This window comes from Streptomyces sp. Edi2 (genome assembly GCF_040253635.1).
In the GTDB taxonomy this organism is placed as follows: domain Bacteria; phylum Actinomycetota; class Actinomycetes; order Streptomycetales; family Streptomycetaceae; genus Streptomyces.
Window position 1 is genome coordinate 7,106,284 of sequence record NZ_JBEJGX010000003.1, and the last position, 14,095, is coordinate 7,120,378.

Annotated in this window: 13 protein-coding genes; 7 read left to right on the forward strand and 6 right to left on the reverse strand. The window is 71.9% G+C overall.

The window, feature by feature from the left end; translation table 11 throughout:
- The first annotated feature begins 147 nt into the window (after positions 1-147).
- A complete protein-coding gene (locus ABR737_RS34650) occupies positions 148-879 on the forward strand; it encodes an HAD family hydrolase (protein ID WP_350254943.1) in 732 nt (243 codons plus the stop codon).
- Positions 880-904: 25 nt separating this feature from the next.
- Here ABR737_RS34650 and ABR737_RS34655 read toward each other — a convergent pair whose 3' ends face one another.
- Positions 905-1,756: a PaaX family transcriptional regulator gene (locus ABR737_RS34655; RefSeq protein WP_350254944.1), complete on the reverse strand. Its 852-nt coding sequence runs from the start codon at positions 1,754-1,756 to the stop codon at positions 905-907.
- 9 nt (positions 1,757-1,765) lie between these two features.
- The gene (locus ABR737_RS34660) at positions 1,766-3,367 is read right to left on the reverse strand and encodes an AMP-binding protein (RefSeq protein WP_350254946.1); all 1,602 of its coding nucleotides are present in this window, start codon (positions 3,365-3,367) and stop codon (positions 1,766-1,768) included.
- A 261-nt stretch (positions 3,368-3,628) separates the two neighbouring features.
- On the opposite strand from ABR737_RS34660, the gene ABR737_RS34665 reads away from it, so the two are divergent.
- Both ABR737_RS34665 and ABR737_RS34670 read left to right on the forward strand, forming a co-directional pair.
- Positions 3,629-4,762, forward strand: a complete 1,134-nt coding sequence (locus ABR737_RS34665; RefSeq protein WP_350254947.1) for an acyl-CoA dehydrogenase family protein — start codon at positions 3,629-3,631, stop codon at positions 4,760-4,762.
- A 120-nt stretch (positions 4,763-4,882) separates the two neighbouring features.
- Positions 4,883-5,683: a VOC family protein gene (locus ABR737_RS34670; protein ID WP_350254948.1), complete on the forward strand. Its 801-nt coding sequence runs from the start codon at positions 4,883-4,885 to the stop codon at positions 5,681-5,683.
- Between the two features lie 162 nt (positions 5,684-5,845).
- On the opposite strand, the gene ABR737_RS34675 is transcribed toward ABR737_RS34670, so the two are convergent.
- Positions 5,846-6,028, reverse strand: a complete 183-nt coding sequence (locus ABR737_RS34675; RefSeq protein ID WP_350254949.1) for a hypothetical protein — start codon at positions 6,026-6,028, stop codon at positions 5,846-5,848.
- Between the two features lie 390 nt (positions 6,029-6,418).
- On the opposite strand from ABR737_RS34675, the gene ABR737_RS34680 reads away from it, so the two are divergent.
- Positions 6,419-7,600 carry a serine hydrolase domain-containing protein gene (locus ABR737_RS34680; RefSeq protein WP_502964428.1) on the forward strand — a complete coding sequence of 394 codons (1,182 nt, stop codon included), beginning with the start codon at positions 6,419-6,421 and terminating at the stop codon, positions 7,598-7,600.
- Positions 7,601-7,883: 283 nt separating this feature from the next.
- Here ABR737_RS34680 and ABR737_RS34685 read toward each other — a convergent pair whose 3' ends face one another.
- Positions 7,884-9,413 (reverse strand): helix-turn-helix domain-containing protein, encoded by a 1,530-nt coding sequence (locus tag ABR737_RS34685; RefSeq protein ID WP_350254951.1) that lies wholly within the window; start codon positions 9,411-9,413, stop codon positions 7,884-7,886.
- Positions 9,414-9,510: 97 nt separating this feature from the next.
- Here ABR737_RS34685 and ABR737_RS34690 point away from each other — a divergent pair, with 97 nt between their 5' ends.
- Both ABR737_RS34690 and ABR737_RS34695 read left to right on the forward strand, forming a co-directional pair.
- Positions 9,511-10,521, forward strand: coding sequence for a DUF1648 domain-containing protein (locus ABR737_RS34690; RefSeq protein ID WP_350254953.1), 1,011 nt, complete (start codon positions 9,511-9,513; stop codon positions 10,519-10,521).
- 1 nt (position 10,522) lies between these two features.
- A complete protein-coding gene (locus ABR737_RS34695; RefSeq protein WP_350254954.1) occupies positions 10,523-10,882 on the forward strand; it encodes a GntR family transcriptional regulator in 360 nt (119 codons plus the stop codon).
- Between the two features lie 186 nt (positions 10,883-11,068).
- On the opposite strand, the gene sigJ is transcribed toward ABR737_RS34695, so the two are convergent.
- On the reverse strand, positions 11,069-11,953 hold the full coding sequence (gene sigJ, locus ABR737_RS34700) for an RNA polymerase sigma factor SigJ (protein WP_350254956.1): 885 nt from the start codon (positions 11,951-11,953) through the stop codon (positions 11,069-11,071).
- A gap of 290 nt (positions 11,954-12,243) precedes the next feature.
- A complete protein-coding gene (locus ABR737_RS34705) occupies positions 12,244-12,786 on the reverse strand; it encodes a DUF4232 domain-containing protein (RefSeq protein WP_350254958.1) in 543 nt (180 codons plus the stop codon).
- 533 nt (positions 12,787-13,319) lie between these two features.
- Here ABR737_RS34705 and ABR737_RS34710 point away from each other — a divergent pair.
- Positions 13,320-14,042, forward strand: coding sequence for a dienelactone hydrolase family protein (locus tag ABR737_RS34710; protein WP_350254960.1), 723 nt, complete (start codon positions 13,320-13,322; stop codon positions 14,040-14,042).
- The last annotated feature ends 53 nt before the right edge of the window (positions 14,043-14,095 follow it).

The window sequence follows — 14,095 nt, forward strand, 5'->3', positions numbered from 1 at the left end:
CATGGCGAGACCGCCTCTGCCTTCACCGGTCCTCGACCGCAGGCCGCCCCACCAGCCGAGCCAGCAACGTCACCCGAGCCCCTGCACCCCCATCGGAATCCGGAAAGGTCTCCAGCCATGCGCGTAGCAACGGAAGTCGAACGTCCCGTGAGAGGTGCACGGGGCGCCGGCGGCGAGACGATCAGGGCCGCCGTCTTCGACCTGGACGGCACCCTCGCCAACACCCTGCCCCCGATCAGCAAGCTGCTGGTCAAGGTGGCCTCGGAACAAGGGTGTTCGGTGACCGCGCGGCAGGCGGCCGCCGCCATCGGCAAACCGCCCGGCCCCGCCTTCGGCCGGCTGCTGGGCAAGCCCGAGGACGACGGCCGGGTGCAGGCGGCCATCTCCCGCTACCGCGAACTGTTCGCCTATGAAGTGCTGTGCCAGGGACCGCAGCTGCTCTTCCCCGGTGTGACCGCGGGGCTGTCCGCGCTGCGCGCCCACGGCGTGGAGCTGGCCGTCGCCACGTCCAAGACCACCCGCAGTGCCGAGGCGCTCCTCGACGTCATGGGCATCCGCGATCTGGTCGGCCCGGTCATCGGCCAGGACATGGTCCGGCGTGGCAAACCGCATCCGGAGATGGTGCTGCGGGCGGCCGGCCGGCTCGGTGTCGCGGCCTGGCAGAGCGCGTATGTGGGGGACACCGTGGGGGATATGAGGATGGCGGTCACCGCGCGGATGGAGCCGGTGGCGGTGACCTACGGGGTCGGCACGTTCGGCGAGCTCGCCGCGGTCGCCGGCACCCGGATGTGCGGCTCGTTCAAGGACGTGGTCTCCGTGATCGCTGCTGCCCGGCCACGGCCGGCCGTCGGGGTGGGGGCCCAGCAGCGCCGCCGCTGAGGCGGCGGGTGGCGGAGCGAGAACGCTAGGCCCCGGTCGTCACCTCGTGCGCGTAACGGGCCCCGGCGGTCTGCAGTGCGGCGTGCAGCCGGCTGAAGACTTCCGCCGCGCGGCCCCCCGGCCAGTCCTCCGGCAGGAGGGGAGAGGGCAGTCCGGGATCCGCGTAGGGCAACTGACGCCAGGCGTCCAGCGCCAGCAGATAGTCGCGGTAGGCCGCTTCGGGGGGCACCGAGCGGCGCCGCGACCACCGCCGGAGGACGGGTTCCTGCTCGTCGAGGAAGGCGCGGTGCCGCGCGGCGAGGGCGTCCAGGTCCCACCAGCGGGCCACCGCGTCGGCCGTGGGGGCGAAACCGGCGTGCTCGCCGGTGAACAGGTCGACGTACGGGGACAGCTGCAGCCGCTCCAGGGTGTGCCGGGTCTCCTCGTAGAGCTGGGCGGGGGCGATCCACACACCCGGTGCCGCGGTGCCGAAACCGAGCCGCGACAGCCGCGAGCGCAGCAGATGCCGCTTGTGGCGCTCCTCCTCGGGGATGGAGAAGACGGCCAGCACCCAGCCGTCGGAGAGCTGGGCGGCCGGGCGGCCGAAGATCCGCCGGTCGCCGTCCTCCAGCAGCTGGCGGGCCGCGTCGGACAGCCCGTACGCGGCCGCCCCGGTGGCCGTGCGCGCGGGGACCAGCAACCCGCGCCGCTTGAGCCGGGAGACCGCGGAGCGCACCGACGGCGGATCCACGCCGAGCGCGCCGAGGAGCCGGATCAGGGCGGCGACCGGCACCGGAGCGGCCGTACCGCCCGCCGACCCGGCGCCGCCGCGTCCGTAGGCGCCGTAGAACGTGACGATCAGGGACCGTGGGGTGCGCTGTGTTTGCTGGTCGTTCACCGGGTCACTCTAAAGGGGGTCCCGCAACCGGAAGCGCTGGAGCTTGCCGGTCTGGGTGCGCGGCAGAGAGGTGTGGAAGACGATCTCGCGCGGGCATTTGTAGGGCGCGATGCGGGTCTTGGTGAAGGCGCGGAGCGCGGCGACGGTGTCCTCTCCCGGGGAGACGCCGGGGCGCAGCACGACATGGGCGACGACCACCTGCCCGCGGTCCTCGTCGGCCCGTCCCACCACCGCCGCCTCGGTCACATCGGGGTGCCGCAGCAGCGCGTCCTCCACCTCGGGGCCCGCGATGTTGTAGCCGGCCGAAATGATCATGTCGTCCGCGCGGGCCACATAGCGGAAGTAGCCGTCCGGTTCGCGGACATAGGTGTCGCCGGTGAGGTTCCAGCCGTCCCGTACGTAGTCGGTCTGCCGGGTGTCCGCGAGATAGCGGCAGCCGGTGGGCCCCTGTACGGCGAGCAGCCCCGGTTCGCCGTCCGGCAGCGGTGTGCCGTCCGCGCCCACCACCCGCGCCCGGAAGCCGGGGACCGGCACTCCCGTCGTCCCCGGGCGGGCCGCGCCGTCGGCGGCCGAGAGGAAGATGTGCAGCAGCTCCGTGGCGCCGATGCCGTTGATGATCCGCAGACCGGTCGCCTCGTGCCAGGCCTGCCAGGTCGCGGCGGGCAGGTTCTCACCGGCCGATACGCACCGGCGCAGCGAGGAGACGTCGTGCCCGGAGAGCTTGGGCAGCATGGCGCGGTAGGCGGTCGGCGCGGTGAACAGCACCGAGATACGGTGCGCCGCGATATCGCCGAGCAGACGCTCCGGTCCGCCCCAGTCGGCGAGAAACGCCGAGGCGCCGGCCCGCAGCGGGAAGATCACCAGCCCGCCCAGACCGAAGGTGAAGCCGAGCGGCGGGCTGCCGGCGAACACGTCGTCCGGTTCCGGACGCAGTACCTGCGCCGAGAAGGTGTCCGCGATGGCGAGCACATCGCGGTGGAAGTGCATACAGCCCTTGGGGCGGCCGGTGGTGCCGGAGGTGAAGGCGATCAGCGCCACATCGTCGGCGGAGGTCTCCACGGCCCTGTACGGCGCGCCGCCCGGCCGGGCCAGCTGCCGCAGATCGTCCGGCCCGTCCCCGCCGAACGTGGTGATCCGCAGCCCCGGGATCTCGGCCTTGACCAGGTCGTCGACCGAGCGGACATCGCACAGCGCATGGCGCACCTGCGCGATCCCCGCGATCGTGGCCAGCTCCTTCGGACGCTGCGCGGCCAGCACGGTCACCGCGACCGCCCCCGCCTTCATCACGGCGAGCCAGCAGGCCGCCAGCCAGGGTGTGGTGGGCCCGCGCAGCAGGACGCGGTTGCCCGGCAGCACCCCCAGCCGGCCGGTGAGTGCATGGGCGATCGCGTCGACCTGCGCACGCAGCTGCCCGTACGTCCAGACCGGCCCGCTCGCGTCACGGACCGCGGGCCGCTCGGCGCCGAGCCGCGCGATGGTGCCGTCCAGCAGCTCGGCGCCGCAGTTCAGCCGGTCGGGATAGCCCAGGTCGGTGAGGTGCGGCCACTGGTCGTGGGGCGGCAGCCGGTCGCGCGCGAAGGTGTCGGTGTGGGCCGAGGACCGTAGCTCCATGGCGTATGCCCCCTAGGGCGTGTCTTACGGATCATGGCGGACTCGCGAGAAGGGGGCCGACGAGCGGCCGGGGGACGGCGGGGCGAGGGCGGGTGACGGTGCGGCAACCGGTCGGGGCGGTGCGGTGACCGACCGGGACGGCGCGGTTGCCTGCTCGTTCCGCGGGTCGGGTACTGCCGTTCGGATCCGTCGTCAGCGTAACGTGTTCGTGACGGCAGTCAACAGACCGCGATAGAGGACCAGCTACCAGGGAGCCGCCTCGTGACCGTATTCGCGCTGGGACCGGATGAGCAGGAATGGTGCGCCGAACTGCGCGCGCTGACAGCCGAACGGCTGAGTCCGCTGGCGGAGAAGGGCGAGGAGGGCCGGGTCAACCGCCCGCTGGTCGCGGCCCTGGGCGAACTGGGCCTGCTGCGGCGCCTGTTCCCCGACGGCGGCGCCCTGCGCGCCCTGGACCTGTGCCTGCTGCGGGAATCCCTCGCCCAGGAGTGCACGGAGGCGGAGACCGCACTGGCGCTCCAGGGGCTGGGGGCCTATCCGATCGTGCAGTCCGGGACCGGGGCCCAGCGCGCGCGCTGGCTGCCGGAGGTCGCCGCGGGGCGCGCGGTCGCGTCGTTCGCGCTGAGCGAGCCGGGCGCGGGCTCGGACGCCGCCGCGCTGTCCCTGGCCGCCGAGCCGGACGGCCCCGACGGCTGGCGGCTCACCGGCGAGAAGTGCTGGATCTCCAACGCCCCCGAGGCGGACTTCGCCACCGTCTTCGCCCGTACCGGAGGCGGGGCGGGCGCACGCGGTGTCACGGCCTTCCTGGTGCCCGCCGGCCGGCCGGGTCTGACCGGCGCGCACCTGGACATGCTCAGCCCGCACCCGATCGGCACGCTTCAGTTCGACGGCACGCCCGTGACCAGGGCGGATGTCCTGGGGGAGGTGGACGGCGGCTTTGCCGTCGCGATGGCCACCCTGAACCTCTTCCGGCCGAGCGTCGGCGCCTTCGCGGTCGGCATGGCGCAGGCCGCGCTGGACGCGGCGCTGACGCACGCGGGCGCGCGCACCGCGTTCGGCGGCCCGCTCAAGGATCTGCAGTCCGTCGGCCACCAGCTCGCCGAGATGGCCACCCGGGTCGAGTCCGCCCGCCTCCTGGTGTACGCGGCCGCCTCCGCGTACGACACCGGGGCCCCGGACATCGCCCGCCGCTCGGCCATGGCCAAGCTGCTGGCGACCGAGACCGCCCAGTACGTCGTCGACGCCGCCGTACAGATCCACGGCGCCCGCGCGCTGCGCCGCGGCCACCTGCTGGAACACCTCTACCGCGAGGTCCGTGCACCCCGCATCTACGAGGGCGCCACGGAGGTGCAGCGCTCGATCATCGCCAAGGAGCTGTACCGGGGGCGGCCCTGAACTCCCGTGCAGAGCGGGGTAAGCGGGCAAGCGGGCGCACGGATGCCGCCGCCCGGCCGACGGGCGGTTGTCAGTGCCGGATGGCAGGCTGAATTCAGAGGATCCGCGAAGGGAATCGTCATGATCACTACTGACTTCGTCCCGGGCTCCCCGTGCTGGCTCGATCTCGGAGCCCCCGATGTCGAGGTCGCAACGGCCTTCTACCGGGCCGTGTTCGGCTGGCGGTCCGAACCCTACGGTGACCAGGACGCGGGCGGATATACGCTCTTCCGGCTCGACGGCACGGCTGTCGGCGCGGTCGGCCCGCTCCCCGGGGAGGGCGCCCGCTCCGCCTGGACGCTCTACTTCCACACCCCCGACGCGGACGCCACGGCCGAGGCGGTGGAGCAGGCCGGCGGCTCGGTGCGCTCGGCGCCCGCCCTGGTCGGTGCGGACGACGGCAGGTTCGCCCGGTGCGCCGACCCGCAGGGCGCGGAGTTCGCCGTCTGGCAGCCGGTGCGCTACCCGGGCGTCGAAGCCGCGGACGGTGCCGGAAGCCTGTGCTGGACGGAGCTGTACACCACCGATCCGGCCGCCGCGCAGACCTTCTACTCCACGGTCTTCGGCTGGAGCACCCAGGACGTGCCGCTCCCCGGCGGGGGCGGCATCTACACCCTTCTCACCCCCGCCGGATGCGGCGAGGACCGGACGCACGGCGGCCTCATGGGCGTCCCCGCCGATCTGCTCGGACCCGGCGGAAAGCCGTACTGGCACCCGGTGTTCGGCTCCAAGGACTGCGACGCCACCGTCGGCCTGGTGACGGGCAACGGCGGCACGCTGTCCATGGGCCCGGAAACCGCCGCGGGCGTCGGCCGGCTCGCCGTCTGCAACGACTCCTCGGGCGCGGAGTTCGTGGTGCTCACGCCTGAGGGGGCCGGGTGACGGCGCTTGCCCTGACTTCCTTCCGGACCACAGGCGGCTCCGTAGGACGTCTTACGCGGCGCCGCCCGGCTACCGCAGAGGCGCGGGCGGGGGGCGGCCCGCGTGAGCCGGGGGAGTGCCGTAGCTGCCGTCGTGCGCCCGCCGGAGGCTACGGGACAGCCCTCAGCGCCGGAACCGACGCGCCGCACCGATCGCCACTCCCAGCGCGACACCGACTCCGATGCCGATGCCGAGGTTGCCGAAGACCAGCAGTCCGAGTCCGACTCCGGCCAGCAGGCCGAAGGAGATGCTGAGAGCGAGAACCGCGTCGGGAGACGGGGTGCGCTGTTCCTGGTTATTTGTCATGCGGCCTTTCTGCGGCAGGTGGCAGAACATGATCACTCAAGGTTGCCGCAGATCACGACCGGCCAACGGTGCCCTCAGCCGCGGTTCTCCCGATGCCGGGCCACCGGCCACCGTTTCCTCCGGCCCCCGTCGCATGCACGACTACGACCTCGGTGCCAAGTGCGCCTCCTGCCGGGCAACTTGGCCGACCGGGTAGTCCCCTCCTCTTCCTGATCCCCGGCCTTCAGGCAATCCTCGACCCGTCCCCCCACCGCCCGGGCGCCCTCGGACCGGCGGGGGAGAGCCCTACCTGGAGCCGGGGGCCGGCAGGATCGTCCCGGGCAGTTGCTCCGGAGATGCTGGGACCAGCGCAAACCGCTGATTTCCCCACGTATCCCTAGGAGTTGGCTCGTGCGTGTACAGGCATGGCAGAGGTCTCGTTCTTCCGGGCGGCTGCGGGGAGGTGGCCGACGCCGAGCCGTGCCTGCCGTGGCCGCGGCCACGGTGGCCGTCGGCGTCATGATGACGGGCGCCCTGGTGCCGCCCGCGGCGTCCGCCGCCGCCCGGGCCCGGCCGGACACCGTCCAGCAGGGCCTGAGCGCACTGGTGCACACCGATGGTTTGCCCGCTGCGCTGGCGAGCGTCAAGGACCGCACGGGACGCAGCCGTACCTACACCGCAGGGGTGGGCGACCTGGCGACCGGCTCGCAGGTGCCCAAGGACGGTCAGGTGCGGATCGGCAGCAATACCAAGGTGTTCACCGCGGTGGTCATGCTGCAGCTGGTCGGGGAAGGGAAGGTCGGCCTCGACGCCGCCGTCGACACCTACCTGCCGGGCCTCGTACGCGGACACGGCATCGACGGACGTCACATCACCGTCCGTCAGCTCCTGCAGCACACCAGCGGACTGCCCGACTACACGCCCTACCTCGGCGACGACGTCCGGTACTTCGAACCCCGCGACCTCCTGGATATCGCTCTCCGGCACAAGGCCGACTTCGCCCCCGGGACGCAATGGAAGTACAGCAACACGAACTATGTGCTGGCCGGCCTGATCATCCAGCGGGTCACCGGCCGGCCCCTCGCCGAGGAGATGGACCAGCGCATCATCAAGCGCATCGGACTGCGCCACACCTCCTTCCCCGCCCCCGGCGACAGGACCATCCGAGAACCCCACCCCCAGGGCTACTACAGGGATTCCGCGGGCGCGCCGCTGCGCGACGTCACGGACATGGACCCCTCCTGGGGCTGGGCGGCGGGTCAGATGATCTCCACCAACTCCGACCTCAACCGGTTCTTCACCGAGCTCCTGGCCGGCCGCCTCCTCCCGGCGGCCCAACTCGCCCAGATGCGCACCACCGTCCCCGCCGCATACTTCGGCTCCGGCGCCCGCTACGGACTGGGGCTCGTGAGCAGGCGCCTGTCGTGCGGCGGTGTCTACTGGGGCCACGGCGGCAGCCTCCCGGGGTACGAGACCCGGGGCGGCGCCACCGACGACGGCCGCGCCACCCACCTCGCGGTCACCATGCAGCCGGCCGACAAGGCAGTCATGAAGCGTGCCGAGCGAGTCGTGGACACGGCTCTCTGCCGGTGAACTGCGGCCTCCTGGAACCGCGTTGGGCTGCTTGGCTGCCCGGGCGTCCGCTGCCCGGAGAGTCAGGAGGGTCAGCAGCGGAGCCGGAGACCTGCGACAGCAACGATCAGCAGCAATGATCAACGATCGCGGCCGTGGTCGGAGGCCGCATCGGGGTGATGCCGCCCCCCGCTTGCCGATCCGCGTCTTTGCACGTCAAACCGCCAGACGCATCCGACAGGTCACGCGCATCAGACACGTCAAGCACGTCGGAGGGGGCGCGGCGGCACCCCCTCCGAAGGGGTTAGATGTCCCGGAAGATCTCGATCTGTGCCCCGATCGAGTTGAGGCGTTCGGCCAGGTCTTCGTAACCCCGGTTGATGACATAGACGTTGCGCAGAACGGAGGTGCCCTCGGCGGCCATCATGGCCAGGAGGACGACGACGGCGGGGCGCAGGGCCGGGGGGCACATCATTTCCGAGGAGCGCCAGCGGGTGGGGCCGTCCACCAGGACCCGGTGCGGGTCGAGCAGTTTGACCTGGGCGCCGAGGCGGTTGAGGTCCGTGAGGTAGATGGCGCGGTTGTCGTAGACCCAGTCGTGGATGAGGGTCTGCCCCTGGGCGCTGGCCGCGATCGCCGCGAAGAAGGGGACGTTGTCGATGTTGAGGCCCGGGAAGGGCATCGGGTGGATCTTGTCCAGCGGGGCCTGGAGCTTGGAGGGGCGGACCGTCAGATCGATCAGCCGGGTACGGCCGTTGTCGGCCGCGTACTCCGCGCTGCGCTCGTGGTCCAGGCCCATCTCCTCCAGGACCGCCAGTTCGATCTCCAGGAACTCGACCGGGACCCGGCGGATGGTCAGTTCCGACTCGGTGACCACGGCAGCCGCCAGCAGGCTCATTGCCTCGACCGGGTCCTCGGACGGCGCGAAGTCCACATCGCGCTCGATGTGCGCGACGCCGTGGACGGTGAGCGTGGTGGTGCCGATGCCGTCGACCCGGACGCCCAGCTCCTCCAGGAAGAAGCAGAGGTCCTGGACCATGTAGTTGGACGAGGCGTTGCGGATGACGGTGACGCCGTCGTGCCGGGCGGCGGCGAGCAGTGCGTTCTCGGTGACGGTGTCGCCGCGTTCGGTCAGCACGATCGCGCGCTTGGGGGAGACGGTGCGGTCCACCTCGGCGAGGTAGGTGCCGTCGGTCGCGGTGATCTCCAGGCCGAAGTGGCGCAGCGCCGTCATGTGCGGGGTCACGGTCCGGGTGCCGAGGTCGCAGCCGCCCGCGTAGGGCAGCTTGAAGCGGTCCATGCGGTGCAGCAGCGGGCCGAGGAACATGATGACGCTGCGGGTGCGGCGGGCCGCCTCGGTGTCCATCGAGTCGAGGTCGAGCTCCGCGGGCGGGACGATCTCCAGGTCGTTGCCGTCGTTGATCCACCGGGTCCGTACGCCGATGCTGCCCAGCACTTCGAGGATGCGGTAGACCTCCTCGATACGGGCCACCCGGCGCAGAGTGGTGCGGCCGGCGTTCAGCAGCGTGGCGCACAGCAGCGCCACACAGGCGTTCTTGCTCGTCTTCACATCGATGCTGCCGGACAGCCGGCGGCCGCCGACCACCCGCAGATGCATCGGCCCGGCATAGCCGAGCGAGACGATTTCACTGTCGAGTGCTTCGCCGATACGGGCGATCATCTCAAGGCTGATGTTCTGATTCCCGCGCTCGATGCGGTTGACCGCGCTCTGGCTGGTGCCGAGAGCTTCGGCGAGCTGCGCCTGTGTCCAGCCACGGTGCTGCCGGGCGTCACGGATGAGCCTGCCGATACGTACGAGGTAGTCGTCTGCCATGGAGTGACCGTATCTCAGATATGAGATGGGTATGCAATTGTCGATGGTCGAGTTGTTCTACTACTATGCGAACAACTGAGAGGTGGTCGTCACGCCCATGAAGAGTGCCCCGCGTTCTTCCCCGACCTCAAAGGCCCGTCCGTGGGCCCTGATTACCGTCCTGCCGTTCGTCGCTGCCGCCACCGCCGTCGTCATCGTCTACTTCTCGATCTCCGCCCGTTTGCCCGAACCGCTTGCCACCCATTTCGGTGATGGTGGCGCCCGGGTCAACGGCTTCACCTCCGCCCGCGGCTTCCTGACGCTCACGCTCACACTGCTGCTCGTCTTCGGTGCCGTCCTCGGCCTCCTCGCGCGGCTGCCGGAGCCTTCGGAGGGGACACCCTGGCTGATCGCCGGCGGCTATGCCCTCGCGGCCGGCATCGGCTATTTCACCTGTCTGACCCTGTTCGGCAACGCCGGCGCGACGGACACCTCGGCGGTCCGGCTGCCGCTGTGGGAGCTGGCCGCCGGACTTGCCTTTGCTCTGCTCGCCGGAGCGCTGGGACGCCTGCTGGCCGGCCCCGCGCCCCGGCCGTCCGACCGGGCAGCGGGCCGGACGGCAGGTGAGGCGCCCCGGCTCGACCTCCCGGCGGGTATGTCGGCGGGCTGGTCACGCACCATCAGCTCGCCACCGATCGTCGTGCTCGGCGTCCTGCTGCTCGGCGCGGGGCTCTTCGTGCTCGTTCTCGCCGACTGGCCGGCGAGCATCGGCCTGTTCATCGGCGCCATCGCGGTCCTGCCCTGTGCCGCCGCGCGGGTCACCGTCGACCGCCGTGGTCTGACCGTCTCGTCGACCGTGCTGCCGCCGCCCTTCCGCATCCGGCACCTCCCCCTCGACCGCATCACGGAGGCCACCAGCCGCCCGATAGGCGCCTTCCGGGAGTTCGGCGGCTGGGGCTATCGCATCCGGGCAGGCGGCAGCGGCCTCGTACTGCGCTCGGGGGAGGGCATCGTGGTACGCCTGACCAATGGCAAGGAGTTCGTGGTGACGGTCGATGATGCCGCGACCGCCGTTGCCCTGCTCAATACGTACCTGGACCGCGCGCGCTCGCGGAAGGAAGGAGCCTGACGTGCTCTTCCGGGTGGACCCCGGCTCGTCCGTCCCGCTCGGCGACCAGATCGCGGCCTCGGTCCGCGGAGCCATCGCCGACGGCACGGTGGACGCCGGGGAGCGGCTGCCGGCCGCCCGTGCCCTCGCCGTGTCGCTCGGCGTGAACGTCCATACCGTGCTGCGCGGCTATCAGCGCCTCAAGGAAGAGGGCCTGATCGAACTCCGGCGCGGCCGCGGTGCCGTGGTCACCGGCGCGGCATCGCCGGCCCGTGCCCGCCTCGGCGAAACCGCCCAGCGGCTGATCGCCGAGGCCCGCAACCTGGGGCTCTCCGATGAGGAGATCGTGACGGTGGTCCGTACGGGGTTGTCGGGATCCTGAGGCGGCCCGGGGAAGGCCGGGGGCAGGCGGGGAGGCGAGCAGGACGGGCAGAGGCCGGGGGCCGGGCAGAGGCCGGGGCCAAGGCCGGGCTCAAGCGCGATGACATGGCCGTGTCGCAGCCGCCAGCCGCCAGCCGCTAGCCGCCAGCCGTGAGCCGCCAAGCCACCAGCCGTGACCCGTCAGCCATCAGTCGTCGAGGACCGTCAGATCCAGCCGGCTCAGCCGGGCGACGTCGGCCAGGATGTTGATCTCGACGATCTTCCCGTGCGCGACCGTGAAGCCCATGACCGAGAACGGCCGCCCGCCCTGTGTCGTGACGAGCCCCGGCGCGCCGTTGACCAGCGCCGGCCGGGCGAAAGCGGCGACCCGGGAGAAGGTGAGCGCACGCTCGACCACCGCGCGCGCTCCGCGGACCAGCGTCGATACGCCCTCGGATGCGGCACCGGCGTCGGCGCGCAGTACGACGTCGGGATCGAGCACCGCGAGCAGCGCCTCGAAGTCGCCGCCGCGCGAGGCGGCGAGGAAGGCGTCGACCACCTCCCGCTGGCGGGCGAGATCGGTGTCGGGGGCCGGGGCGGTGCCCTGGACGCGGCGCCGGGCGCGGCTGGCGAGCTGCCGGGCGGCCGCGGGGGTGCGGTCGACGAGTGGCGCGATCTCGTCGAAGGGCACCGCGAACATGTCATGCAGGACGAAGGCCAGCCGCTCGGCGGGGGCGAGGGCTTCCAGCACGACGAGCAGCGCCAGCCCGACCGAGTCGGCCAGCAGCGCCTCGTGTTCCGGGTCGACGGTGTCCAGGCGGTCCACGACCGGCTCGGGGACATGGATCTCCAGCGGGTCCTCCCGCCGCGCCCTGCGCGCCCGCAGCTGGTCCAGGCACACCCGCCCGACGACCGTCGTCAGCCAGCCGCCCAGGTTCTCCACACCGTCCGCACCGGACCGGCTCAGCCGCAGCCAGGCTTCCTGGACGGCGTCGTCGGCCTCGCTCACCGAGCCGAGCATGCGGTAGGCCACGGCCCGCAGATGACTCCGGTTCTCCTCGAACCGCGCCGCCAGCCACTCGTGGTCGTTCATGGGTCTTCTTCCTCCCCCGTCGAGTTCCGTCACAGTAATGACGGATGCCACGGGCCGGATGTGACACGCGCCAGTGGGAGGACGGAGGGAAGCCCCCTGCGCCCTGCCTGCCCCCGCGGCAGGGCCCTGCCCCCGTGGCCCCCCGGCAACTGGGCAGGCCCCGGCGAGCAGGCCGGTCGTGCCGCGTGCCAGACGTGGCCACCGCACCACCCGGAGGCTTCACCTCATTCCGGGAGTCCTGCGGTGGCCACCAGCGGCGCTGCAGGGGAGCTCAGCGGCTGTCCGGTGGGTTACCGCCCGACCGGGTTGAGGTAGGTGGCCGGGTGGGTGGCGCCGTCCTGCTTGAGGATCTGGCCGCCGAACGGCCACTTCAGGGTGAAGTGCTCCGTCTCGTTCGGCGGGGTGACCAGGAACTTCGCCGGAACGAACTTCTCCTTCTGCGGCGAGGACCCGGCCACCGGGAGCAGGGTGATGCTGAAGTCCACCGTGTCCCCCTGCTCCAGGACCATCTTTTCGGGCTTCGTGGCGGAGCGCGCCAGGGACCAGGTGCCGTCGGTCTGCTGAGCGCCGATCATGTCGACACCGGCGAAGCCGGACAGGGTGCAGGTGCGCTTGCTCCGGTTGGTGAACCAGATGTACGCCTGGGTCTGCTTCTGGGTCTGCTCCATCTCCGGCCTCGCGTCTTCCCCCGTGGCGAAGCCGGCCTTCAAGTCGGCGGTGTGGCAGCGGGCCGGCTCGGCTTTGGCGGGGGCGGCCGAGGCCGGGGTGGCGGCAGCGGCAGTGCCGGCGACGACGACGGCCGCCAGGGCCACGGCGGTCAGCTTGCTCTTCATGGCGGGTTCCCCTCGAAGGCGAATCGGCGCGCGAGGTCAGCGCGCGCCTACTGCACCTGAAGATGTGCAACGCCCGGGGGAGGTTCGGTGTGCCGGGGAGACATTTCCGGACAGTTCAGGGTGCGGGCCGGTTGCGGCGTCGTGGGGAGGACACCGCAACCGGCCCGCAACCTCGGTCGGCGTCCGGTCCGGCACAGCGGGTCCGAAACAGAGGGTCCGAAACAGCGGGTCGAAAAGGAGCCCAGTACGCGGCCGGCCCCTCACAGACGCCTATGGCGGCGGCATCGTCGCCGCCGTACCCGGCCCGGGCCGGCCTGCAGGCGAGTGGCCGCGTGGCAACCGGCCACGGAGCCTCCGCAAAAACCCGTTGGCGGACCACGACGGCCCTTGCTACCTTCCCGGAGGCCGTGCGAAGGAACGAGGAGGTGGTACCCGTGAACGCAGTATCGACATGGGTGCTCCCCTCCGGGGTCACGGTCGGGCGATAGGTCGTCCGGGAGCGCCGTTCAAGAGCACTCCCGAAAGGCACGACCATGCACGTCACTTCTGAACGGCGCCTCGACGACGGCGTCCTCGAACGCGAATTCACCCTCGGCGATACCCCTGGCACCCTGTGGACGCCGGAATCCGCCGCACCGGCCCCGCTGATCCTCATGGCCCACAACAACGGCCTGCCCAAGAGGGAACCCCGGCTGGTGGCCCGGGCCCGGCACTCCGCGGCGTACGGCTATGCGGTGGCCACCATCGACGCCCCCGGGTGCGGTGACCGGCCCCGCTCCGCCGCCGACGAGCAGGCCCGCGCCGACCTCCGCCGGGCGATGCAGGCCGGCGAGCCGGTCGATGAGATCTTCGAGTCCTTCATCGGCCCGCTGGTCGAAAAGGCGGTCCCGGCATGGCGGACCACCCTGGATGCCCTCCTTGCGCTGCCCGAGATCGGCGGCCCGGTCGGGTACTCGGGGTGGACCGCCGTCGGCATTCGGCTGGCGGTGGTCGAGCCGCGCATCGCGGCCGCCGGCTTCTTCGCCGGGGGGTATGTGCCCCGCGCCCAGCGCAAGGAGGCCCGGCAGGTCACCATCCCGCTGCTGTTCCTGCTGCAGTGGGACGACGAGGGGAACCCCCGCCGGCGGGCCCTGGACCTCTTCGACGCCTTCGGCACCAAGGAGAAAACACTGCACGCCAATCTGGGCGGGCACACCGGCACCCCGTGGTTCGAGGTGGAGGACGGGAACCGGTTCTTCGGCCGGCACCTGAAGTGAGGCCGGGCCGCCGGGCCGGCGGCGGCCGGTAGGCGCTGTCGGCCAGGGTGCCG

Bases quoted from the DNA above. Each gene is read 5' to 3' on its own strand.
- ABR737_RS34670 (WP_350254948.1), top strand. From the start codon at position 4,883: ATGATCACTACTGACTTCGTCCCGGGCTCCCCGTGCTGGCTCGATCTC.
- ABR737_RS34675 (WP_350254949.1), bottom strand. From the start codon at position 6,028: ATGACAAATAACCAGGAACAGCGCACCCCGTCTCCCGACGCGGTTCTC.
- ABR737_RS34660 (WP_350254946.1), bottom strand. From the start codon at position 3,367: ATGGAGCTACGGTCCTCGGCCCACACCGACACCTTCGCGCGCGACCGG.
- ABR737_RS34685 (WP_350254951.1), bottom strand. From the start codon at position 9,413: ATGGCAGACGACTACCTCGTACGTATCGGCAGGCTCATCCGTGACGCC.
- ABR737_RS34705 (WP_350254958.1), bottom strand. From the start codon at position 12,786: ATGAAGAGCAAGCTGACCGCCGTGGCCCTGGCGGCCGTCGTCGTCGCC.
- ABR737_RS34690 (WP_350254953.1), top strand. From the start codon at position 9,511: ATGAAGAGTGCCCCGCGTTCTTCCCCGACCTCAAAGGCCCGTCCGTGG.
- sigJ (WP_350254956.1), bottom strand. From the start codon at position 11,953: ATGAACGACCACGAGTGGCTGGCGGCGCGGTTCGAGGAGAACCGGAGT.
- ABR737_RS34710 (WP_350254960.1), top strand. From the start codon at position 13,320: ATGCACGTCACTTCTGAACGGCGCCTCGACGACGGCGTCCTCGAACGC.